General features: G+C 63.7%; 26 protein-coding genes. 14 read left to right on the top strand and 12 right to left on the bottom strand.

Features of this window, described 5'->3' with window-relative positions:
• Positions 1-17: 17 nt before the first annotated feature.
• Together BLW00_RS19475 and BLW00_RS19470 are read right to left on the bottom strand one after the other, a co-directional pair.
• Positions 18-1292: a Y-family DNA polymerase gene (locus tag BLW00_RS19475; protein ID WP_092557379.1), complete on the bottom strand. Its 1275-nt coding sequence runs from the start codon at positions 1290-1292 to the stop codon at positions 18-20.
• Between the two features lie 6 nt (positions 1293-1298).
• Entirely contained in the window at positions 1299-1688 is a 390-nt protein-coding gene (locus tag BLW00_RS19470; RefSeq protein WP_092557377.1) for a LexA family protein, read from the bottom strand.
• Positions 1689-1977: 289 nt separating this feature from the next.
• On the opposite strand from BLW00_RS19470, the gene BLW00_RS19465 reads away from it, so the two are divergent.
• Positions 1978-2991, top strand: a complete 1014-nt coding sequence (locus BLW00_RS19465; protein WP_092557375.1) for a PDDEXK nuclease domain-containing protein — start codon at positions 1978-1980, stop codon at positions 2989-2991.
• Between the two features lie 118 nt (positions 2992-3109).
• Here the strand turns inward: BLW00_RS19465 and BLW00_RS19460 are convergent, their stop codons facing one another.
• Positions 3110-3844, bottom strand: coding sequence for an SOS response-associated peptidase (locus tag BLW00_RS19460; RefSeq protein WP_092557373.1), 735 nt, complete (start codon positions 3842-3844; stop codon positions 3110-3112).
• A 299-nt stretch (positions 3845-4143) separates the two neighbouring features.
• Here BLW00_RS19460 and BLW00_RS19455 point away from each other — a divergent pair, with 299 nt between their 5' ends.
• The 5 genes from BLW00_RS19455 (at position 4144) to BLW00_RS19440 (ending at position 6744) form a co-directional block, all read left to right on the top strand.
• On the top strand, positions 4144-4548 hold the full coding sequence (locus BLW00_RS19455; RefSeq protein WP_175494417.1) for a single-stranded DNA-binding protein: 405 nt from the start codon (positions 4144-4146) through the stop codon (positions 4546-4548).
• A 60-nt stretch (positions 4549-4608) separates the two neighbouring features.
• A complete protein-coding gene (dprA, locus tag BLW00_RS19450; RefSeq protein ID WP_092557369.1) occupies positions 4609-5583 on the top strand; it encodes a DNA-processing protein DprA in 975 nt (324 codons plus the stop codon).
• Between the two features lie 184 nt (positions 5584-5767).
• Positions 5768-5974, top strand: a complete 207-nt coding sequence (locus BLW00_RS19445; protein ID WP_092557367.1) for a hypothetical protein — start codon at positions 5768-5770, stop codon at positions 5972-5974.
• A complete protein-coding gene (locus tag BLW00_RS24125) occupies positions 5974-6132 on the top strand; it encodes a hypothetical protein (protein ID WP_245741694.1) in 159 nt (52 codons plus the stop codon). Before BLW00_RS19445 ends, BLW00_RS24125 begins: the two co-directional genes overlap by 1 nt.
• 45 nt (positions 6133-6177) lie before the next feature.
• Positions 6178-6744 (top strand): Fic/DOC family protein, encoded by a 567-nt coding sequence (locus BLW00_RS19440; RefSeq protein WP_245741693.1) that lies wholly within the window; start codon positions 6178-6180, stop codon positions 6742-6744.
• 292 nt (positions 6745-7036) lie between these two features.
• Here the strand turns inward: BLW00_RS19440 and BLW00_RS19435 are convergent, their stop codons facing one another.
• The 5 genes from BLW00_RS19435 to BLW00_RS19415 all read right to left on the bottom strand — a co-directional run bounded on the left by BLW00_RS19435 (position 7037) and on the right by BLW00_RS19415 (position 8708).
• The gene (locus BLW00_RS19435) at positions 7037-7276 is read right to left on the bottom strand and encodes a hypothetical protein (RefSeq protein WP_092557365.1); all 240 of its coding nucleotides are present in this window, start codon (positions 7274-7276) and stop codon (positions 7037-7039) included.
• A gap of 94 nt (positions 7277-7370) precedes the next feature.
• On the bottom strand, positions 7371-7724 hold the full coding sequence (locus tag BLW00_RS19430; RefSeq protein ID WP_092557363.1) for a single-stranded DNA-binding protein: 354 nt from the start codon (positions 7722-7724) through the stop codon (positions 7371-7373).
• Positions 7725-7734: 10 nt separating this feature from the next.
• A complete protein-coding gene (locus BLW00_RS19425) occupies positions 7735-7920 on the bottom strand; it encodes a helix-turn-helix transcriptional regulator (protein ID WP_092557361.1) in 186 nt (61 codons plus the stop codon).
• Positions 7917-8159 (bottom strand): glutaredoxin-like protein NrdH, encoded by a 243-nt coding sequence (nrdH, locus tag BLW00_RS19420; RefSeq protein WP_092557359.1) that lies wholly within the window; start codon positions 8157-8159, stop codon positions 7917-7919. The genes BLW00_RS19425 and nrdH overlap by 4 nt, the downstream gene beginning before the upstream one ends.
• Positions 8160-8411: 252 nt before the next feature.
• Positions 8412-8708, bottom strand: coding sequence for a hypothetical protein (locus BLW00_RS19415; RefSeq protein ID WP_092557357.1), 297 nt, complete (start codon positions 8706-8708; stop codon positions 8412-8414).
• 134 nt (positions 8709-8842) lie between these two features.
• Here BLW00_RS19415 and BLW00_RS19410 point away from each other — a divergent pair, with 134 nt between their 5' ends.
• Genes BLW00_RS19410 through BLW00_RS19400 form a run of 3 tightly spaced genes read left to right on the top strand, consistent with a single transcriptional unit; the run spans position 8843 to position 11855 of the window.
• Positions 8843-9337: a plasmid mobilization protein gene (locus BLW00_RS19410; RefSeq protein WP_139256807.1), complete on the top strand. Its 495-nt coding sequence runs from the start codon at positions 8843-8845 to the stop codon at positions 9335-9337.
• Entirely contained in the window at positions 9334-10995 is a 1662-nt protein-coding gene (locus tag BLW00_RS19405) for a relaxase/mobilization nuclease domain-containing protein (protein ID WP_092557353.1), read from the top strand. The genes BLW00_RS19410 and BLW00_RS19405 overlap by 4 nt, the downstream gene beginning before the upstream one ends.
• Positions 10996-11012: 17 nt before the next feature.
• Positions 11013-11855 (top strand): hypothetical protein, encoded by an 843-nt coding sequence (locus BLW00_RS19400; protein ID WP_139256806.1) that lies wholly within the window; start codon positions 11013-11015, stop codon positions 11853-11855.
• An 85-nt stretch (positions 11856-11940) separates the two neighbouring features.
• Here the strand turns inward: BLW00_RS19400 and BLW00_RS19395 are convergent, their stop codons facing one another.
• Positions 11941-12861 (bottom strand): oxygenase MpaB family protein, encoded by a 921-nt coding sequence (locus BLW00_RS19395; RefSeq protein WP_092557349.1) that lies wholly within the window; start codon positions 12859-12861, stop codon positions 11941-11943.
• A gap of 142 nt (positions 12862-13003) precedes the next feature.
• Here BLW00_RS19395 and BLW00_RS19390 point away from each other — a divergent pair, with 142 nt between their 5' ends.
• Positions 13004-14410, top strand: coding sequence for an aldehyde dehydrogenase family protein (locus BLW00_RS19390; RefSeq protein WP_092557347.1), 1407 nt, complete (start codon positions 13004-13006; stop codon positions 14408-14410).
• Between the two features lie 53 nt (positions 14411-14463).
• On the opposite strand, the gene BLW00_RS19385 is transcribed toward BLW00_RS19390, so the two are convergent.
• Both BLW00_RS19385 and BLW00_RS19380 read right to left on the bottom strand, forming a co-directional pair.
• Positions 14464-15057, bottom strand: a complete 594-nt coding sequence (locus BLW00_RS19385) for a TetR/AcrR family transcriptional regulator (protein WP_092557345.1) — start codon at positions 15055-15057, stop codon at positions 14464-14466.
• 84 nt (positions 15058-15141) lie between these two features.
• A complete protein-coding gene (locus BLW00_RS19380) occupies positions 15142-15657 on the bottom strand; it encodes a hypothetical protein (RefSeq protein WP_092557343.1) in 516 nt (171 codons plus the stop codon).
• Between the two features lie 311 nt (positions 15658-15968).
• On the opposite strand from BLW00_RS19380, the gene BLW00_RS19375 reads away from it, so the two are divergent.
• The 4 genes from BLW00_RS19375 (at position 15969) to BLW00_RS19360 (ending at position 21396) form a co-directional block, all read left to right on the top strand.
• Positions 15969-17000, top strand: coding sequence for an ABC transporter permease (locus BLW00_RS19375; RefSeq protein WP_217634436.1), 1032 nt, complete (start codon positions 15969-15971; stop codon positions 16998-17000).
• Positions 16997-18955, top strand: coding sequence for a dipeptide/oligopeptide/nickel ABC transporter permease/ATP-binding protein (locus BLW00_RS19370; protein WP_092557339.1), 1959 nt, complete (start codon positions 16997-16999; stop codon positions 18953-18955). The genes BLW00_RS19375 and BLW00_RS19370 overlap by 4 nt, the downstream gene beginning before the upstream one ends.
• Positions 18948-19781 carry an ATP-binding cassette domain-containing protein gene (locus BLW00_RS19365; RefSeq protein WP_092557337.1) on the top strand — a complete coding sequence of 278 codons (834 nt, stop codon included), beginning with the start codon at positions 18948-18950 and terminating at the stop codon, positions 19779-19781. The genes BLW00_RS19370 and BLW00_RS19365 overlap by 8 nt, the downstream gene beginning before the upstream one ends.
• A 64-nt stretch (positions 19782-19845) precedes the next feature.
• Entirely contained in the window at positions 19846-21396 is a 1551-nt protein-coding gene (locus tag BLW00_RS19360; RefSeq protein ID WP_092557335.1) for an ABC transporter substrate-binding protein, read from the top strand.
• Positions 21397-21463: 67 nt separating this feature from the next.
• Here the strand turns inward: BLW00_RS19360 and BLW00_RS19355 are convergent, their stop codons facing one another.
• Positions 21464-22132 carry a TetR/AcrR family transcriptional regulator gene (locus BLW00_RS19355; protein ID WP_092557333.1) on the bottom strand — a complete coding sequence of 223 codons (669 nt, stop codon included), beginning with the start codon at positions 22130-22132 and terminating at the stop codon, positions 21464-21466.
• Positions 22133-22304 lie beyond the last annotated feature (172 nt).

Raw genomic sequence — 22304 nt, 5'->3', positions numbered from 1 at the left:
ACCCGCCTGCGACGACATCACGCCTTCACCGTGGTGAGCTCGGACCAGTGGGTCGTCGCACGCGGTGTCAGCAGCTCCCGCTTCATCTGCCACGACGGACCTGGCCGGAGTCCCGCATAGCCGAGCGCCAGGGACTCCCGCCCGGCCATCTTCTGCACGCTGTCGATCAACGTCGATATGCCGGCATCCTCGTGGCGGTGGCGGAACGGCTCGAGGGGGAGCTGCGCACCCGCCTGCATCAGATCTGTGAGCATGATCCCCGCCCTGGCATACCGAATGCCCTCCTCAATCTGGGGGAGAAGCAGATGAGCCGCTCGGGTCAGTTCAACAGGATCCGCAGTCGGAAAGGGCAGCCGCACCGTCGCGCTCGGATGATGCATCTGCTCCGTCCAATGACTCGTGCCGGCGAAGGTCGTGAGCGTCTTGGCGACCTGGCCGTGACGGACGAGACGTGAAGCCGCCCGTTGCGCATACACCGATAGCGCCTGGCGGATACCCGCTCGCGTTGTGACCTTCTCCGAGAATGACCTGGACACGATCAATTGATCCTTCCGGCCGGTGCGGTCCTCCTCCGGGCCGATAGCAGCAACCCCACGGAGCTCGAGCGCCGTCCGCATGACGACGACGTTAAACCACTTCCGGACCTGCACCGGCTCCGCCGTGGCCAGATCCCAAATCGACCGGACCCCATAACCGAGAAGCCGACGTTCGAGCCGGCTGGCGATGCCCCACACTTCCGACACCGGCAGTGCCTCCATGAGCTGCTGGCGCCATTCCGGGCGAGTGGCCGTCCACACACAGACGCCGTCGAACACGGGAAGCTTTTTCGCTGTCCGATTGGCTAGTTTCGCCAGGGTGCGATTCGGGGCGATCCACACACACACCGGAACGCCCAGCAAACGTCGCAGAGTGTTCTTGATCTCCCTCCCCAGACGGGTCATCGCGGCGGCATCGGTGGCGGCACGACGATCAACCGTCAAGAAAGCCTCGTCGATGGAGTACACGTCGAGCTCATGGGTGAACCGCTCCAGTACTTCCATCACCCTTCGGCTCATATCGCCGTACAGTTCATAGTTGCTCGACACCGCTGCAACACCTAATCGCTGTGCGTGAGGCCGCAGCTCGAACCACGGCTTTCCGAGATCCAGGCCGATCGCCTTCGCCTCTCTCGACGCGGCCACGACCATGCCATCGTTATTGCTGAGGACGACGAGTGGGCGACCGTCGAGAGATGGATTGAAGACCCGTTCGAACGACGCATATGCCGAATTGACGTCGACATGAGCGAGCAACGCCGCCTACCGAAGGTGATGAAGGCAGTAGGTCGCGACGCCCCACACCTGCAAGTCGGACAATTCGGCGACGACGATGTCAGGGTGTTCGGAGTTCTCGGAGCGAAGCACGACGCCGTCAGCGGTGAGTGCGAGCCGCTTCACCGTGAGCTCGCCGTCGATGATCGCCACGATGATGTCCCCGTGCCGCGGCCTCTTCGAGCGATCAACCAGCAATTCGTCGCCATCGCTGATCCCCGCGCCTGTCATGGAATGCCCGGCAGCGCGGACGATGAATGTCGCCGCCTGATCCTCAACCAGCATGCTGGTCAGATCTATCGGGCCGTCGTAGTAGTCCTGGGCGGGGGAGGGGAACCCGCACGCCACCGCGGTCGGAGCCGCCAGTAAGACGGCCACGACTTCTGGGGAGATGGGTTGAGGATGAAGGGCGAGCACCACACCTCCAAGCGAACAAAGAATCGATAGTCAAGTATGCGCGACGGTAGCGACATTCGAATACCCAGACGGCGAGTCGTCGGCAGATCGCTGCCGTGGGGCTAAGCAATTCAATCGCGCAACAGCCCGTTGCGTGATCGCACGGAGTGCGATGATCCCGGAGGGAGCCGGACGCACCCCCGGGTGAGCTGTCAGGGTGGGGGAGTGGTGAACGGGGATACTCCCGGTGAATGAGTCAGACTGAGGGATCATGTCCGAGAACACCCCGGTGCCGTCCTCCTACGAGTCCACACTCGCCGAACTCAAGCACCAAGTTCGTGCCGCCAGGTTCACCGCGCAGCGACGCGTGAACACCGAACTCGTTGCGCTCTACTGGCACATCGGGCACACGATCGCGGATCGCCAAGACGCCGAAGGATGGGGCGCCAAAGTCGTCAGCCGGCTTGCCGCCGACCTCCGAAAGTCATTCCCCGAGATGAAAGGCTTCTCTCCCCGGAATCTGACCTACATGCGCACATTCGCCGGCGCTTGGCCCGATGCCGAGATTGCGCAACAAGCTGTTGCGCAATTGCCGTGGGGTCACGTCACCGTCCTCCTCGACCGGATCAGTGATCAACCGTTGCGGGACTGGTACGCCGCCAACGCGCTCGCCCACGGGTGGTCGCGGAACGTCCTCGAACACCACATTCGCACAAGCGCTCACACCCGGTTCGAGGCAGCACCATCCAACTTCGGCCGTGTCCTCGCCCCAGGCGACTCCGACCTGGCCCAACAGATCACCAAAGACCCGTACGTTCTCGATTTCCTCGCCGTCGACGGCGACGCCAAAGAACGCGAGCTCGAGCAGGCTCTTGTCGATCGCATCATCGACACACTCCGGGAACTCGGGGACGGGTTCGCGTTCGTCGGCAAACAAGTCCACTTCGACGTCGACGGAGACGACTTCTTCGTCGACCTCCTGTTCTTCCACGTAGAGCAGCTCCGCTACGTCGTGATCGAACTCAAAACCGGGCGATTCAAACCCGAATTCCTCGGACAACTCGGCTTCTACGTCGCGCTCGTCGACGACAAGCTACGCCGACCACAGCACGCCGAGACCGTCGGACTGCTCCTTGTCACCAACAAGAACGATGCCGTGGTTCGCTACGCCCTGGGCTCGCAGCAGACTCCGATCGGCGTCGCCAGCTACGACATGCTCCCGCCTGCGATGCAGGCAGCCCTTCCCTCGGAGAACGACCTCGCAGCAGCGCTGCGCGGTAACTGAGTCCCCAACCAGAGGCGCCAAAGCCGGGCGTCGCGCCATCGATGCAATCTGGCCGTGGCCGTGAAAGCCGGCCCCTCGCTGCTCACATCATGAACGCGCCCGGACAGGCTCACCTGCCTTACCGCGAGGGCGTGTCGAGGTCGACCGGTTCGAGCAGATCCGGATCGTCCCACTCCGGGCGAGCCCGCACGTTGTTGATCGCCATACCCACGGGATACGCAGTGATCGAGGTCGCCACCTGTTCGGAAGATGCCTTCAACATCTCGAGTGCGTCCGCTGGGTCCGAGAGATCGTCCGGAGCAAGCCAGGTGTCCCACGACTCGCGGGTCAAGAAGGCGGGCATCCGGTCGTGGATCTCACCGGACGCGTCTCGCGCCTCACGGGTGATGATCGCGAATCGCACCTCCCAGCCGTCGCCCGATTCGACCGGAACATAGATGCCGGCCGCCGAGAGGAAGTCGGCGTCGGAGTGGATGAAGTACGGCTGCTTCTTGCCGGCGATGGTCTTCCACTCGTAGTAGCCAAGCATCGGAACGATTGCCCGGCGGCCGATGAAGGCCTTCTTCCACAGGTTGGAGCTCGTGAGATTCTCGATGCGCGCGTTGATCTGCGGTGCGGGTGTCTTCAGCCACGGCGGCCGGAAGTCCCAGATGGCATCCCAGTCGACCTCTCGGCGAATCTCTCCCGAGCTGTCGTCGATGCGGTCGCGGATGATCACCGAGGGGTCAGTGGGCGCGACGTTGTAGTTCGGTGCCCAGTCGGAGGGCCGCCAGTCCTGGGGTTTCCCGCCGGCGTGCACGTACTCACTGATGGCCTCATTGACTTTGCCGTCGATCGCGAAGCGCCCGCACATGCCACCCACCGTACAACGCCGGCTCGGCACAGCTGGTGGCCACTGCGTGGCAGCGTCGACGGAGCGACGCCGAATGGACGCCGGCGCAGCCGGCGGCAGCCCTAGAGGTTTCTGCGCATCTCCGGGTGGAGACCCTAGCTCGCTCTCGCGTCTACACGCCGAGCTTTCGCGGCATATCCTCCCAGGCTTCGCCCGGTCCGGTATTCCACGGTCCCGACGCTCCGACGCTCCCGCTCACACGGGATCTTCCCGCGGAGACGCACAGAAAAATGATCAGCCAACCACAGGGAGAACCACTCATGTCGGACATCATCACCATCACCGGAATCGTCGCCACCGACCCCCGCCACATCGTCACCCAGGCGGGTCTGGACATCGCGAGCTTCCGGCTGGCATCCGCCCAGCGCCGCTACGACTCCGAGTCCCAGAAATGGGTCGACGGCGAAACCAACTGGTACACCGTCACCGGATTTCGCCAGCTCGCAGTGGGCGTGACCGAGAGCATCCGCCGAGGCGAGCGAGTCATCGTCACCGGCAAGCTCCGGGTTCGCGCCTGGGAGACCGAGGACAAGAGCGGAATCAGTGTCGAGATCGATGCTGACGCGATCGGGCACGACCTCAGCTGGGGCACCACCGTCTACACCAAAACCCCCCGAACCGAGGACACGGCTGAGCAGCCCGCCGACGAGCCCAACCCGTTCTAAACACCCACCTGAGGGGGCGCACACGCGCCCCCTCTCACCAACCTTGAAAGGACATCCAGCATGACTGGCGAACAGCACCCCCTCCAGAGCACCGGAAACGACCACGTCCCCACCGCTGGCGGGTTCCACAACCCGATCGAGGCGATCCGCCGCGCCGCATGTGCACCACTTCGGCACAGCGACGACGCGATCGCCCGCGCTGCATGGTCGGTCATCATCCACCCCGGCGACACCGAGGCCGGAGCCTTCATCGCCGAGCACGGACCGATCCGTGCTCTCGAACTCGTCGTGAACACCTCCACACCTGCCGCGCCCGTGCAGCTCGCTCGCCTGGCCGGGACTGGGTACAACCCTGAACGCGTTGTCCGTCACCTCGACCTCACCGAGGCCCTCGGCTTCGCAATCCTCACCCCCGAAGACGACACCTGGCCCGCTCGCCTCTCCGCACTCGGCGACGCCGAGCCGCTCCTTCTCTGGTGCGCGGGGGACACCTCCACTCTCAATGAAGAGCAGGCCACCGCAATCACGGGATCGCGTGCTGCGACCTCCTACGGCGAGCACGTAGCCATGACCCTGGCTTCCGATCTGCTCCGAGAAGGGCACGCGATCGTCACCGGGGCAGCGTATGGCATCGATGGAGCGGCCACCCGTGCCACCCTGGCGGACAGCGGAACGGCCATTGTGGTTCTCGCCGGGGGAGTGGACCGACCGTACCCGGCTGGTCACCGCGATCTCATCAACAGCGTCGCCACCAACGGGGGAGCAGTCGTCAGTGAACTGCCACCGACGACCTCACCGACCCGCTTGCGCCTCATACAACGGGGCCGGATCATCGCTGCGCTCGGCCACCGGCTCATCATCGTTGAGGCAGGATCCCGATCGGGTGCTCTGAGAACGGCCGCACAGGCAAACCAGATGGGAACGCCCGTCTACGCCGTCCCGGGGCCTGTCACCTCTCCGACGTCGGTAGGCTGCCACGTACTCATCCGGGAGAACATGGCGCGGATTCTCACCCACGCCATAGAAGTGGTCTGACCGCGGCGACCGGCCCGTCACGGGCCGGTCGTGAGGGGCGGGCCCCTCACACTCCCCGGGGCGGGCCCGCCAACGGCGGCCTATCGTCGCGGAAACGCGACGGATCGCACCCCCGAGGCTCTACATTCTCGCCGGGATGTCGGGAGGCGCTGGTAGAATTGACGCTCAGGAAGGGGAGCTCGCTATGGCCAGCAAGACCCGCAGCATCATAACCACGGCCGACGGCCGCCGACTCGACCCGGACCGCGAGATGGCCATGGTCGAGAAGGGGCAGCAGCTCGCGGGCCACTTCCCGGACGCCGAAGCGCTCGAGCGCGGCCGCCGAGTCCTTGATGGCGACCTGACGGTTGAAGAAGCGCGCGCGGAGATCGCTGCGAAGTACTCGCGGTAGTGGCCCAGGACGACAAATACACCTACCCCGGTAGCGGGGGAGTGCTGGTCAACACCTTCGAAGTCCGCGATCAGGCGCTCCTTGACGAGGCCATGAATGACACGGCCACCCTCGAGATGATTGCGCTGCGCCGGGAGCCGGTTCCGGAGCGGCCGTGATTCTATTACCTTCGCCACATCCACACCCGTCTCTTTCAGCACCTCGTGCCAGCCATCGCCGGGCGGGTCCGTGACGTCGATGTGCAAGCCACCGGCACAGGGATCCCGTACTGTCGCCCCGAGTTCATTGACGAGAACCTCAGAACGCTCTTTGGTCGACTCGACCGAGAGAACTACCTCGCCGGACTGAGTGGGCGCGAGTTCGCGGATCGACTCGCTGACCGATGGGGTGAGTTGTCCGCCATCCACCCGTTCCGGGACGGCAACACCCGGTCCCAGGCGGTCTACATCACCACTCTCGCCGAGCGCGCCGGCCACCCAATCGACTGGGAACGTGTCGACGTCGACACCCTTCGCGCGCTCCGACTCAACGCTGTCGCGGGACACGAGCGCCCCCTTGCCGATTACCTCGCAGACCGACTCGTATCCGGTGAACCGGGCGCGGGAAGCTCTGCCCAGCTCGATCCGGACATCCAGCGCATCGCTGATCTCTCCCGCATTGATCACCCCTCGCCCGGGAGGCAACCACACGCTCGTGAGGAATCCATGCCTCGATCGCGGACACCGACAAGAGGGCATGACCGTCGGGGAGACCGCGGAATCGGGGAATAGTCGCGGCACGTGAATCGGGAGTTGGGGCGCTCGCCCCGTGTAGACACGATCCGCCGAGATGGTGTGCGACTGGCGGTATCAGCAGTCAGGTTCGGCTCATAGACACACGGCCCAGAGCGCCGCTATCGTCGCGGCATGGGGACGTGGGAAGAGCGCTCGGTGCCAGAATGCCCATTGTGCGGGGCTGCGATGGCATGGCACCCGTATGTGACCGAGACCACTGTGCTGGACGGATACCGGTGCGGCTGCTTCGAAGGGGGCTGGCGGTTCGCCTGACTCATCACGGATTCTGTCACGTCAGGCGTGCCAGGAAGTCCTGCCAGCCGGTGTCGGCGTCGCTCATCGATTCGAAATCGCCCAGCCAATAGTCGCCTTCGGGGAGGCCCTGCAGTTTCATCCGCACATACAGAGTCACGGACGCGCCGGCGTCGTTGAAGCGCGGGGTGAGGGCAATGACGTGATCGGGGTTGAACCAGAACGCGGCCGTGCCCGGCGGTCGGCCCTTGGCCGGCAGCCACACCAATTGCACCATCGACCAACCCTTCGCTCGCGCGGCTCTGTATGTCACGATAACGGGCAGTGCTCCGACGCGGCCCACACCGCGTCGGAGCATTGCCGGGTGCGGTCTAGTTCGGGGTCGTAATGGTGGTGCCGCTCTTCGCGCGGGCGAGGTCGAGACCGATGTGATGGGCCTGGAGCACGCGGCCGTACTGCCGGTTCGTGTCGTCGCCCCAGGACTTGGTGTGTTCGGCGCCGATGACGATGACCGCGTCACCTTTATTCAGGGAACCGAGCGCGTTCTGGCCGAGTTCAAAGCGGGCCTCGACGAAGTGGGTGGTTGGGGTGTCGTGTGCGACCCACTCGCCGCGCCAGTAGTCTCCGGTGTTCTCGATGACGCGGAATTTGGTGATCTGGATGCTGCCGACTGTGATCTGTTCAGGATCGGCAGGGAGGTTCCCCGTGATGGTGCGAGTGGACATGAGTGTTCTCCTATCGGTTGGTGGTGATGAAGGCGCGGATGGTGGCTTTGTTGTAGCGGACGGATCGGGGCCCGAGGGTGTGGAAGGGCGGCCCGGTGCCCTTGGCACGCCACCGTCTGAGGGTGGCGGTCGTGGTGCCGAGGATGGCGGCGGTCTGCGCGGGAGTGAGCAGAAGCGGCACGATGGTCACGCTCACGCCACCAGGGTCTCGGCGAGCTCGTCGATCTTGTCGGGGCGGAATCCGGACCAGTGTGCGGTGGTCGTCTCGACCACCGGGGCTTGCAGGTAGCCGAGCTCCTTGACGTGTTCGAGCGCGACCTCATCGGCACTGAGATCGATGATCTCGAAGGTGACCTTCTTGGCCACGAGCGCACGCTCCGTGGCCGTGCACTGTACACATCCCGGCTTCACGTACACGGTGACGATGCTGTCCATCAGGGTGCTCCTTCCCTCTCCAACTCATTGCCTTTTGGCACCCGCCAAGAAAGTCGTCGGAGGCGTGGAGGCAAGAGACCGTGGAATACCGCACCGCAGCGCAGCGGAGTGAGGATATGCCGCGAAAGCCCTTGCCGGAGCGCAGCCGACGCGTACGCTCACCTGGTGCAAAAGGCAACGTGTTGCAGTACGTCAAGCCCCGCCGAGAGCGCAGCTCGACGGGGCTTTGTGGAAGAACGGAGAGCCGCAGGCTCACCCCTCGGACGTGGTGGCCGCTGACGCGCGCGGACGAGCTCGGCGACCAACCTGACCCGGTGCACGGACACCCGTCGCGCGGAGCTCTTTCTCCGACCAACCGGCCTTCAGCGCGGCCGTCCACGCTGACTCGTGCGCCGCCGCCGCTTCCTTGGCCCGCAGCTCGGCAGCGTCCGCGGCATTCGCTGCGTCCGCGAGGACACGGACGACCTCAACCTTCGCATTCACCTCAGCCTCGACCAGCGCACGGGCCTTATCGGCCGCCTCCTGAGAACTCACCAAAGCATCACTCATCCTCCGACACTAACTGTCGCGCACGTCGTTCGCGACAGAGCGAAGCGCACCTTACAGGTGCAGGCCCACCAGCTCGAACGGGCCGTCAGGGCGGAGTTTCAAACGGAGCAAGCTATGAAGTTACCCAGGGTAACTTGCTCGTTCCTCTCGACGCGGCGGCGTTCTCGTGTGCATACTGGACGTGTGGTCCCCGGGATGCGGGGTCGCTGCGCTGGGCCAGGAAGGGCGGTGGAACGATGGCTGAACCAGACAAAGGGCGCCTCTTCGGCCGCAGCCGGCGCAAGAACGTTACCGGTGCTCGCCAGAAGTTCTACAGCGTCTATGTCACCCCCGAAGAGCAGGTGCAGCTGGAGGCCCGGGCGGCCGTTCGCGAGGTCACCGTGCCGCGGCTTCTGTTCGAATCGGCGATGGTGGCGGACGTCGAGACGGATACCGATCGCAAGGCCGCGATCGTGGAGATGTTTGAGGTGCGCCGGTTGCTCGCGAGCATTGCGAACAACGCGAATCAGCTTGCCCGGTTCGCGAACACGGAGGGTTCGTTCCCCGCTGAGGCCGAGTCGATCATCACGGAGTACCGTGCTTTCGTCCCTCGCCTGTCGGCCGCGATCGAGACGCTGGCCGACACATGATGCCCAACATCAGCCGCGGCGATCGGATGGGTGGATTGATGGTCTACCTGGTCGGCCAGGGCCGATCGAACGAGCACGAAGAGCAGCACCTCGTCGCCGGGGATTCCGCGATCGTCACGATGCATGGCTACGGAGTACTCGACCGCGACAGCGCTCTGGCGATCGCGAAGGATCTCGACGAACCGCGCGTGCGGCTCGGCGTGGACGTCACCCGCCAGGAGCGGATTGCAGATCCGGAGACGGGCGAGGTGACCAGCATCACTGTGCCGGCTGACGTGTGGCACTGCTCGCTTTCGCTCCGCGCCGAGGAGGGGCAGCTTTCGGATGAGAGGTGGGGGGCGATCGCGCAGCAGTTCGTCGACCGCATGGGTTTCACCACCGAGGGCGGCAGCAGGGCACCGTGCCGGTGGGTCGCCGTCCGTCACGGCCTGTCGACGAGCGGCAACGATCACATCCACGTAGCCGTCTCGCTTGTGCGCGAGGACGGCACCAAGGCGAACACTCACAACGACTACCAGCGGGCGCAAAACATCTGCCGCGACCTCGAGAAGGAGCACGGCCTTGAGCAGCTGGAGTCGCGGGAGCGCGGCATCGGAGAGCGTGGCGTGAAGCCGGCCGAGCGTGCAAGGGCAACGCGCGCCGGCGCCGAGGTCGGAGTGCACCGCCTCGAGCGCACCGTACGCGCCGCGGCCACGTCATCACTCGACGAGGCAGAGTTCGTGCGGCGCCTGCGCCGCGGCGGAGTGCTCATCCGCCCGCGGTTCGCGGCCGGCCGCGACGACGTGGTGGCCGGCTATTCCGTGGCGCTGCGGCCCGAGCCCGACAAGCAGGTCGTCTGGTACGGCGGCGGCCGCCTCGCTCGCGACCTAACCCTTCCGCGCATGCGTGAGGGATGGCCAGACAGTGTGCACTCCGCACAGGGCGCCGTCGACGAGTGGAAGGCCACTGCAAAGAACCCGTGGCAGTACCGGCCCGTGACGCCCGGCCGGGAAGAGTCAACGCCCGACCCGCAGCTGTGGAAGCACTACACGGCCGAGATCGCGGAGCTCCGCGCGCAGATGCGTGACGTGCCGATCGACGATCGGGCCAGCTGGGCGCACCTCGCGCGCGACACGGCCGGCGCGTTCGCCGCGTGGTCGCAGCGCGTCGAGGTGACACCCGGACCGCTCGCTCAGACCGCCCGCGATCTGTCCAGAACAGCGCAGATCCGCGCCCACCAATCCAAGCCCCGCCCTGCTGGCCACGTCTCCGTCGCCGGCGCCACCATGATGCTTCTCCAGGCCGACGACCAGGGCAAGGGCTCGATGGTCGAAGCGCTCATGCTGCGCCAGCTCGCCGCGACCGTCAAGGCTGTGATGGAGATGCACGAGGCGGTCGGAGACACCCAACGTGCCGCGCACCTGGACCGCACCCTGCGCGAGCAGTACACCACCGTGCGCGATCGCCTCCCCGCGATCCCGAAGACCGACGCAGCAGCCCAGGGTGCGGTTATGCCGGGCCCCGCCGAAGGCATCGACCCCGAGCTCGCACGCGTCGTAGAGGTCGCGCGACGCGGCCAGGTCATCCCCGGCGCCGGGAGCCCGCTGCCGAACCCGATCGAGCAGCAGAGACCCAGAACCACCGCCACGCCCATCGAGCGCGACGGCCACGAGAGATGACCAGGGAGGCAACGACAATGGCTGAGGATAGTGACGGTATGGGCGAAGCGCTTGACGGCCAACTCCGCACGGCACTCGCCGTCGCATTGCAGCTCGCGCAGCGGTTCGCCCGACTCCGCGAAGAGCTTGCGCGCGTGACTCAGTCCCACACCGAGCAACAGACGCTGGAATTGCAAGCTCGCTTTGATGCCGAACGCTCCGCGGCTGCCGCGAGCTTGACCCTAGTCCAGCAGGCCGAATGGTGGAACCATACGAGCGTGGGAGAGATATCCGCCGCATACGAAACTGCCGAAGCGTGGCGACCAGTCGACCCGGGCATCGCCCGAACTGCAGACCAGATGGGCGATGAACTTCGGGTCCGATACGACATCGATGTTGCCGAACTTGGCGCCGATTCAATCCGTGTTCGAGCACTGCTTGAGCGCACCGAACGCGATCGCGCTGATGCGGCCGCACAGCGCGGTGAGAGTAGGAAGGACGATGCCGAGGGCATCGCGCTGCTTGCTGCAGCCGAACAAGTTGAGCTCGACGTCGAGCAGAGCGATCACGAGCTGCGAGATGCGCAAGTCGACGCCCCGACACAGGGGCTCGCCCGCGAACAGGTCTCGACTGCGGCAGCGACCAACCGGAATTCTTCCGCTCACGCATACGACAGCGCCCAAAGTCGGCGGCACGCCGCAGCCCGGCTGGAGGAGTCCGGGCTCGACCCGGAGCTAATTCGCGTGAGAATCATCAGCGACCGCGACAACGCCCTGCCTGCGACTGCTGCCGTAGACAGCGCCCCTGGCAAGCAGACTCGGGCGCGCACGGTGTCCAATGGTTCGCGCATGCAGCGCGAACGGGGTGGACTTAGCCGATAGCATCCCTGGTGAACGGAGGGTTGCAAATTTGCAACCCGATGCCGTCTGCTGCAGCTTCGATCTCCTCGAGTTATTCCGGCAGCAGCTACTTCTGCGCAGAGGGCGACGGCTGTGCCTTCGCGTGCTGGCTGAGATGGGTGCCGAGACCCTTGATGTCGAATCCGTTCGGGTAGAGCTTCTTCTGTAGGTCTCCGATCGGGTCGGTCGCGGATTTTACAGAATCCGGCTTTGGATCGCTTTTTCCGAGCTGACGCATCATGGTGGCGGATAGACGTTTCTTCGTTCCAGAGGGTTCCCGAAGACCGCAGGCCGCGAGGATGCGCTGGTCCACCTGCGCGAGCATCAGGGGGGTGAGGACGCTTCCAAGACCCGCGGGGAACAGGGTCGGGACGAAGCGCAGTAGGGCATCGGTCAGCTCCTTGTTCTGCGCTTCGAAGGCCAACTCGGTGTCGAGGTACGAGTTCCAGAACGACTCGGCCTCCTCGAGCGTGCCTGGGAGTGGTCTATGCGAGCCGAAGGCACGTGCTTCTTTGCTGTAGTGCAGTAGAACGGCGGCCTTCTCGGTCTCTGTGACGGTTCTCCACCCGAACCGTTCGGCCAGACGAAGTGACGTGATCGGGACCTCGCAACCGACGGCGAGGAAGTCGTCCTGATGGATGTCGTACTGCCTGTGCATGGCGTTGACGCGCTTCGCCGCCTCGCGCCCGTCGCCTGGCTCGAGACCGTGCTGCATAACTGCACCCGTGAGCAAGGCGGTATCGACCACTCGCTTTGCGGTGTGGTGCTCGACCTGCTTGCTCGCTTTCAGGATCCGCGACATCCGAGGTGCCGAGAACGTGAACAGGAAGCCGGAAACGGCCTGAGGCATCATCACGGATTGGAAGTCGTAGTAAAACAGTTCGGTGATCTCGTGGTAATCGGTCGCCGGATCCAGGGCGAGGATACGGCGAAGTCGTGCGTAGCGATCGCTGCTACCTAGCCAGGCCTTCTGATCGGCTCGGGTCATCTCAATCCTTCTTCCTCATTGATAGAAGCGTGCCGCTCGCCACGGCGCTGAGTCGAGTGTAGTTGCCAAAACAGGACGTTGTCCTGTTATTCTCGAGGCGTCGACAGTGGAAGTCATCCCGGCATAACGAAGGAGTTGCGACATGAGTATCAGCGTGGAATCGAGTGTCAATCCGGAAATCACTGACATCCCTGTCCGAGTGGCAGACATCAGACGTGGATTCGAACGGGGCATCACCCGCCCTTTCGCGTGGCGGCGTGAACAACTCTCAGCACTGGACCGTTTGCTTGAAGACAATCACATCGAAATCGAGGAGGCGGTTTACGCAGATCTCCATAAGCCGCGTCTCGAGAGTTTCATCACCGAGATCAAGGGGGTGCGATCGGAGATCAAGACCGTACTCAAGAATCTGAAAAAATGGACGGGGCGACGCTCGATCCCGTTTGCGCCAGCGGTCATGTCGCAAGGCTTCATCCAACGCGAGCCGCTCGGCACTGTTCTCGTAATCGCACCATGGAACTACCCCGTCAACCTGCTCCTCTCGCCAGTCGTCGGCGCCATCGCCGCGGGAAACGCAGTCGTGATGAAGCCAAGTGAACTCGCTCCGAGGACGAGCGCCCTGATAGCGCGCCTGGTGGCGAAGTACCTCGATGGCCGAGCCGTTACCGTCGTCGAAGGAGGCATCTCCGAGACCACCGAATTGCTGTCACTTGCTTGGGACCACATCTTTTATACCGGTAACGGCACGGTAGGTCGGATCGTGCTGAAGGCCGCCGCCGAACATTTCACTCCTGTCACACTCGAACTCGGTGGAAAAACCCCCGCTTGGGTCGATCCGTCTGCCGACATCGCTACGGCTGCGAACTGGCTCGCCTGGGGCAAATTCCTGAACACCGGCCAGACCTGCGTGGCGCCCGACTACGTCCTGACCACACCAGCGGTGCAGCCGAAGCTGATCGAGGCCCTGCAAAAGGAGATCACGGCCTTCTACGGCACCGACCCGCGTTCAAGCCCTGACTATGGTCGCATCATTAACGACCGCCACCACGATCGGCTGACGGTCCTGCTCGAGGGAGCCGACATCGCGATCGGTGGTCAGGTCGCACGCGACGATCGTTTCATCGCACCGACCGTCCTCCGCGACGTCCGTGTGACCGATCCGGCTATGCATGAAGAAATTTTCGGGCCAATCCTGCCGATCATTACCGTGGACGAGGTGGATGAGGCAATCGCGGTTGTCAATCGGGGCGACAAGCCGCTCTCGATGTACCTCTTCTCCACCGACCAGATGCCCATCGACTCTTTCTTGACGAGGACCTCGTCAGGGTCGGTGGCCATCAATGCCTCGCTCATTCAGAACGGGATTGCGGCACTGCCGTTTGGCGGGGTGGGAGCGAGCGGCATGGGTTCGTATCATGGCGAGCAGAGCGTGCGCACGTTCAGCCACGAGCGTTCCGTCGTCAAGAAAGTGACCTGGTTGCCGAATCTGGTGAAATTCACTCATCCGCCTTTCACCTCGAAGAAGGAGAAGCAGCTTCGCGGTGCCTAAAGGCGTGCGGGCACGGTAGCGGCGGAGTCCGGGCAAGGGGCCAGCCGGGTCGACTAGCCCTGCGAAGTGGGCCGGGCGGGAGCCGCGAGCAGATCCCGGAGCGCATCCGCGATCGGCGCAGGAGTCACCTTCGGGTCGTAGAGCATGCGGAGCTGCAGACCGTCTACGATCGCCGCGATTAACAGAGAGAGGACGTGCGGATCGATGTCTGCCGCGATGGCGCCGGAGCGCTGCTGTCGTTTGATCTCCGCCACGCCGTATTCATCTATCCGCTGATAACGCTCAACGAAGAATTCGTGTGCCCCATTCATCGGGTCGACGGCCTCCGCGGAGAGCCGGACATACAGCTCCATGAGACCGACGTCCTTGGCTCGCTCCGTGAGGATGACCCGGAGCGTCTCGAAGAAGTGATCGCCACCATCGCGCGCAGCCGCAGTGCCGATCTCGTCGCGTCTGGTGAGAACCGCGGTCAGCAGCTCATGCTTGTTGCCGAAGTGGTGGCCGACGCCCGTTTTGCTTAGGCCGGCGGCCTCAGCGATCGTGCGGATCGTCGCGGCGTTGTATCCGCTATGCGCAACCGTCTCGAAAGCGACGTCGAGGATCTCCTCCCGCTTTGCTGCCCCCTTCGAGTAGTTTCGCGTCGCCATACCGAGAGTTTATTCCGCCGGCGCGTCTAAAGTGTCCCTGCTGACGGCACTGACGCCGGAATGTTGGACGCGTGCGTATGGCACTCAAGTCGCGCGGACGAAGTGCTTCGCGACGTCGGAGGTTCCATCAGCACTGAGTACGGTTGACACGAGCGTCGTGCCGTCTTCAGACAGTCTGCGAAGCATCGCGTACTGAGCCGTTCCATCAGGGTTTTTGGTGATGCGGTAGTGGGTTCGCGGGTCGACGTAGACCTGCTTCACCCACGCGATGGGCTCGCCCAGTCGGGTTCCACCTTTCAGGACCTTGTTCGGCTTGAGTCGAGGATGATTCGGATCTCCGGCGATCTCGACGACGGAATAGGGCACCCACTCCGGGTCGCCGAACGTACACGTGTACCCCATGTAGGTGGTGAGGTCCGGAGCGATATCCACTCGGATCCTGTACTCCTGAACGTCGCCGTGGTGGAGCATCTCGATTGTCTGACCTTCCAGGTCTTCCGCTTTCCAGCCCCCCGTATTCTCGTCGCGGATCCTCGAATGTCCCAGGTCCATGACCCAGAGGCCCTCGAAACCGCTCAGGTCAATACTCTCGATGCTCACGTGCTCTCCTTTGAGTGGGCGGCGATAGCCGACGCCAAGTTGTCTGCAAGTGGAAAACCAGAATCAAATCCGATTATTGACCCGGTCCCGCTCAGAGGTTAGCATCGGTGCAGTCCACTGAGTCAACGGAATTAGGGTTGCGAAGGCAATCATTAGGTCACCAACCTTGCGTCAATAGCGTGAGGGACTTCAAGAACTGACTATCGAAAGTCTCTTAAAACAGTACGTCGACATCATTCCGATCGTGTCGGCGAAGGCTTCGAGGCGAGATGGCCGCCTCAACGACATCACCACCCCGCAAAGGAGCAGGAGTGATCGAAACTACGTCTGTTGGCGAGAAGACCGCCGCGCCGCAGGGGAGTGCCCTACAGCGTTCCCCACGAAAGCCGCGTCTGCCCGGTGTAGTGGCGGTGCTGATCAGACGGCTGCTGTGGGCGATCCCGCTCATCCTGGTCGTCACGGCGTTCAGCTTCGTGCTGGTCTCCCTCACTCCCGGTGACCCAGCGCGCGAGATGCTCGGGATCGATGCCAGTGAGGAAGCGTATCTCGCGCTCCGTAGCCAACTCGGTCTCGACAGACCCGTGTGGGAGCAGTACATCTCCTGGCTGCTGAACGCGCTGCAGGGGAACCTCGGCACATCGATCTACACGGGGGGAAGCGTGTCCGAGGCGATTGCTGCGAGGATGCCGGTCACCATCTCCCTGGTTGTCGCTTCGCTCCTCCTCTCGTTGATAATCGGAATGATCGTCGGTGTATACAGTGCGGCTCGTGGCGGGTGGAGCGGCAAGCTTGTCGATTCGCTTGCGCTTGTCGGATTTGCGTTGCCCACCGTGTGGGTGGGTGCGCTGCTGATCGGGTTGTTCGCCGTACGGTTCCGCTGGCTACCTGCGTCGGGGTATGTGCCGTTCGCGGAGGACCCTATGGCCTGGCTTCTGTGTCTAGTGCTTCCTGTTACGGCTCTGGCGACGCACGCTGTTGCCGCAATCTCTAAGCAGACGCGCGAGGCGATGCTGGATGTGCTCGGCAGCGAGCACATCCGAATGGCGCGGGCCAATGGAGTCGGCGAGGTCTCCCTCGTCCTGCGGCACTCGTTGAAGAATGCGGGGCTTCGCATCTCGACAGTTCTCGGCCTCCAGGCGATCGGGCTTCTTGGTGGCACAGTCCTCGTCGAATCCGTCTTCGGACTGCCGGGACTCGGTGGCTTGGCCGTCGAAGCTTCCCGACGGCACGATCTACCCGTGATCCAAGGAATCGTGCTGGTGTTCACGGTCTTCGTCGTGCTCATCAACGTTGCCATCGACCTTGCCTACAGCTGGCTGAACCCGAGAGTGAGTGCCCGATGACCGCCACCAAGTCGAGCCGGAAAGAGTCGGCCGCCGCCGAAGTCTCCCCACACGCGGCGCAGTCCCCGCGTTTTCTTCGCCGGCTGTTGAAGCGAGGACTCGCTCGGGTTTGCCTCGCCTACATCCTCCTTCTGGTCATCGTCGCGATCGTAGCGCCGATGATCTGGCCTGAGGTGCTCACCGAGCGCACCGGTGACCTCGCCGACGTCAATCAACTTCCTAGCCTCCAGCATCTACTCGGCACCGACTCGCTCGGCCGTGACGTGTTCCAGCGGATCCTGGTCGGAGCCCAAATCACACTGATAGGGGTGGCTCAGGCCCTCGCTGTCGCCTTGGTGCTCGGCGTTCCGCTTGGCCTGATCGCCGGGTACGTGGGCGGCCGCACGGATCGGGTGATCTCCTGGATCGCAGATCTCCTCTTCGCCCTCCCCGGCATCATCATCATCCTTGTCGTTCTCGCGGTCTTCCCGCTGAGCATGACTGCAGCGATGGTGACACTGGGCGTCCTCGTCGCTCCTGGCCTTGCTCGTATCGTTCGATCGGCTGTGCTCCCCGTCAAGGAGGAGCTGTACGTGTCAGCCGCCCGCGTGTCGGGCCTTGGCGACGCGTACATCATCACGCAGCACGTCCTGCCGCGTGTTGCAGGGCCGATCATCGTCCAGGCCTCCCTGATCAGCGCGGCTGCCCTGATAAGCCAGACGGGGCTCGCGTTTCTGGGCCTGATCGTCGAAGCGCCCGCACCGAGTTGGGGAGGCATGATCGCTGAGGGCCTACAGAATCTCCTGGTCGATCCCTGGCTGATCTGGCCTCCGGGAGTGGCTGTCACGCTGACCACTCTGGCCTTGGGGCTGCTCGGGGACTCGGTCCGTGATGCCACGACCGAGGGTTGGGCGGGCTCCAGCACGAAAGCGAAGAAGCCGAGATCACGCCGTGCCCAGGAGGGTCTTGAGGTCGAGCCCGCTGATCGCAACGCACTTCTGCGAGTCGAGGATGTGAACGTCGAGTTTCGGCGCCCCGACGGGCGCCCCGTCCGGGTGGTCGACAGTGTTACCTTCCATGTCGGGCGCGGAGAGACCGTCGGCCTGGTCGGGGAGTCGGGTTGCGGAAAGACGGCGACCGCGATGTCGATCATCGGCGCCCTGCCCTCCGGTGGATACGTCGAGTCGGGCCGTATCGTCTTCGACGGCGTCAACCTCCTCGACCTCGACGCACGAATCATGCGTGCCTATCGCGGCAAGGAAATAGCCGTGATCTCGCAGGAGCCCTCAGTGAGCCTGAACCCGGGCTTCCGCGTCGGTTGGCAGCTCGCCGAGGTCGTGCGCAACCACACGGGTCTGTCGCGGCGAGCAGCGAAGGCGCGGGTGCTTCAGCTACTCCAGCAGGTGGAGCTTCGTGACCCGGAGCAGGTGCTGCGACGCTACCCTCACGAGCTTTCCGGCGGCATGGCGCAGCGAGTGGTGATCGCTCGGGCACTCGCCGGGGAGCCTCGCCTACTAATCGCGGATGAGCCCACGACAGCCCTGGACGTGACGATCCAAGCAGAGATCTTGAACCTGCTCCGACGTCTGGTCGCAGAGCGCGGCATGTCGATGATCCTGATAACGCACGACTGGGGTGTCGTCGCCGACGTCTGCGATCGAGCGATCGTCATGTACGCGGGCGAAGTTGTGGAGAGGGGAGTTATCGACGAATTGTTCGCGGCTCCGCTGCATCCTTACACGAAGGGTCTCCTAGCCTCCGACCCGCATCGCTCGATCGGTGAACATCGCCTGATCTCGATTGCGGGCAGTGTGCCGCCGCCCGGCTCCTGGCCGTCCGGGTGTCACTTCCGCACCCGCTGCGCTTTCGCGGTTGAGGCCTGCGCGGAGGGCGAATCGCCGGCTCTCCGGCAGGTCGAGGTGGCACACGACGTTCGTTGTATCCGAGCGGACGAACTGGAAGACCATAATGTCTGAGCACGCGCTTCTACAGGTACGCGACCTCACCGTGACCTACCCCGCCCGCGGTCGGGGTGACGGTTTCACGGCGGTCCGGGACGTTAGTTTCGATGTGCCCAGCAACACGACAGTCGGCCTGGTCGGCGAGTCGGGATCCGGCAAGTCGACTATCGGTCGGGCGATCCTCGGAATGTCACCGATCTCAGTCGGATCGGTGACATTCGGCGGGCGCGAACTCGCGGCGATCACGTCTCGTGACCGCCGCGCTCTCAGCTCGGAACTGCAGGTGATCTTCCAAGATCCCTATGGCTCCCTCAATCCGACGCGCACCATCGGGCAGACCATTGCCGAGAGTCTGCGTCACGTGGCGGATTTGTCCGCCAGTGAGCGAGCGGACCGGATTGAGGAGGCGCTCGATCAGGTCGGAATGCCGCGGAGCGCTGCTGCCCGCTACCCGGGTAACTTTTCGGGCGGACAGCGGCAGAGAATCGCAATCGCGCGGGCGATTATCGGGCGGCCTCGGCTGATTATTTGCGACGAGCCGACAAGCGCACTCGATCTCTCCGTCCAAGCGCAGGTACTCAACCTGCTGATGGATCTTCAAGAAGAACTTGGCCTAAGCTACCTCTTCGTTTCTCACGACCTGGCGGTCGTCCGGCACGTCTCCGACGAGATTCTCGTACTCCTGCGGGGCTCCATCGTCGAGCGGGGGCAATCGGCTCGAGTGTACGACAATCCCGAGCACCCCTACACCCGCGCGCTGCTCGACGCCGCACCGGTCCCCGATCCCGCCCGACAGAGACTACGTCGGCTCGCGCGATCTGCCGCCGCCGCGACCACGTGACCGCCGCCGTCGCCTTCTGTCTCTCTCCTGCAATTCCGTCATCACTCAACGAGGAGCAACACTGATGAACACAGTACGAAGAAGTAAACTCCGCGGACGCGTCGCCGTCGTTGCGGCCCTTGCCTCGGCGCTCGTCCTGAGCGCGTGCGGCGGCAGCGGCGCCGGCGCACCAGCGGCATCCGACAAGATCCTCACTTTCGGCGGCAGCTACGCGCCGAATTCGCTCGACAGTTCGAAAGATTTCCAGAATCCCGTGCACGAGATTACCAACGAGGCAATTCTGCACCTCGAACCCGACGGGACGGTCACGGAGGGCCTCGCAACAGAGTGGGGCTACGTGGGAGATGGGAACAGAGTTTTCTCGTTCACCCTGCGCGACGATGCGTATTTTTCGGACGGCACTCCCGTGACTGGGGAGTCTGCGAAGATCTGGCTCGAGTACTTCGCAGCGGCGAAGGGCCCATATTCGGGGCTCATGGGTCCGATTGACTCGATCGACGTCGACGGCAACACGGTGACGCTGAATCTCGGCCGGCCGAACCCGAACGTCCCGCGCATCCTTTCCGACTCCGGCCTTAACTGGGGCGGACTGGTCTCGCCGGCGGCAGTCCAGTCCGATCCGGCGATGCTCGCGACCAGCACTTTTGGAGCAGGGCCGTATGTTTACGACCCCACCCAGTCCGTGGCGGGGGACACCTACACATTCGTCCCGAATGAGCACTACTACGATCCTTCGAAGGTCAACTGGGACAAGATTGTCGTTCGGATCATGACCAATCCGAACACCCGACTCCAGTCGCTGCAGACAGGCGAGGTCGACGCGGCGAACGGTCACTATTCCACCACCGAGGCGGCAAAGCAGATCCCCGGTGTGGACGTCCAGTCATTCAAGCTGGCCCAGCAGGCGTTCGCAATCATGGATGCCGATGGTCAGCAGGTTCCTGCACTCGGAGATGTGCGCGTCAGGCAGGCCTTGAACTACGCCGTCAATCGTGAAGCCATCGCGAAAGCCGTCTACAAAGGCATCGCGACCCCGAGCTCGGAGCTCGCAAGTCTCGACGGGTACGTGCTCGAGCTAGAGGATCGCTATGAGTTTGACCAGGACAAGGCCAAGGAGCTTCTTGCCGAGGCCGGCTATCCGGATGGGTTCGAGATGGACGTGGTGTCTGAGGACTTCGCCGGACCAGACTACGGTCTCGTCGCCCAGGCGGTGGTGGAGAACTGGGAGGAAATCGGCATCAGGGTGAATATCGTCCCAAGCAACTCGACCACTGACTACATCGCCAACCTGAAGAGTGCTCCGGTCGGCCAAGTCGCTCCCCAATTCGACCGCTCGATGTTCTCTCAGTACGGCACCTATTTCGCACCCGGTGGGTTCGCGCACCCCGGAAGCTGGACGGACCCCGAAATCGATGGCCAGTTCCTTGAGGGCGCTAGCGCGGCTGATCCCAATCCCTACTGGGAAAAGATCAGCGAACGGGCGACGGAGGAGGCGTATCTGGTGCCGATAGGTAATCCAATAGCTGACGTTTACGCCACGGGGACCGTGGAGAACGTTGCGGTGACCGAGGCCCGCAGTGTTCCGCTACTCGCGGAATGGCGTCCGGGTAACTGAGCTTCACTGAGCGTGGTGGACGGGTGAGACCATCCACCACGCTCAGCCTCTTTGACTGAAGCCTGAATCAGCTGGACTCGATCGCAGCCGCCGTGGCGGCATTGACCTCTGCGCTGGGCAAGTCGAGCAGTTTGCAGGCGAGGATGATTCGTGTCCGCGCCTGGCGGCCGGTCAGGTCCCCGGAAGCCCAGCGGGATTCGACGAGGTCGACGACCTCCACGAGGAACTCGACGATGGGGAGCTGCTCCGCCGAGAACGGGCCGGCGTCTTGCACAAGGTTGCGTAGGAACTGGTCGCGAAGGAGTTCGACGGCCGACCGCTCTCCGGGACCAGTAACGGCCGAGGTCGCCCGCCGAAGGGCTGCCATGAAGTGCGGATGCCTCCGCTCGTCGCGGAAATTTTCGAGAAAGAACCCCGCAACACGTTGCGAGGGTCGACCGGCGTGTTCTACGGGGCGGCCAGAATCGCGGGTGCGAGCCTGACGACGCCGAACAGCAGCTGCGATTACGACCCAGCGCTTGGATGGGAAGTATCGGTAGAGCGTCGACAGAGCGACGCCGGCCCGCTCGGCGAGATCCTTCATCTGAACGGCTCCGTCCCCGCCAGATTCCAGGAGGTCGGCGGCAATCGAGAGGATGCGCTCTGCGCGCTCGATCTGTGGCCGGGTGGATGGTTGAGATGCCGCGGGAAAGACCAGCTCGTTCGGCGGGACGGGGGTCGACGACGAATGCCACATTGCACCATTGTGTCAAAGCGCGGATGACTTAGGTACAGGCGCCAGATACCACCCCCAACTAACCAGTACCAGTTCTGCTAAAAGAACATCAGCCCTCACACTAGAAGTGCTTGATATGGTCTTAAAACCAGAACCGAGTATGATTTTCTTGACTTCGCTTTCTTTTGCGACC

Origin of the sequence: Herbiconiux ginsengi, from assembly GCF_900107435.1 — a bacterium.
GTDB lineage: Bacteria > Actinomycetota > Actinomycetes > Actinomycetales > Microbacteriaceae > Herbiconiux > Herbiconiux ginsengi.
This window is presented reverse-complemented; position numbering and strand designations above follow the sequence as displayed.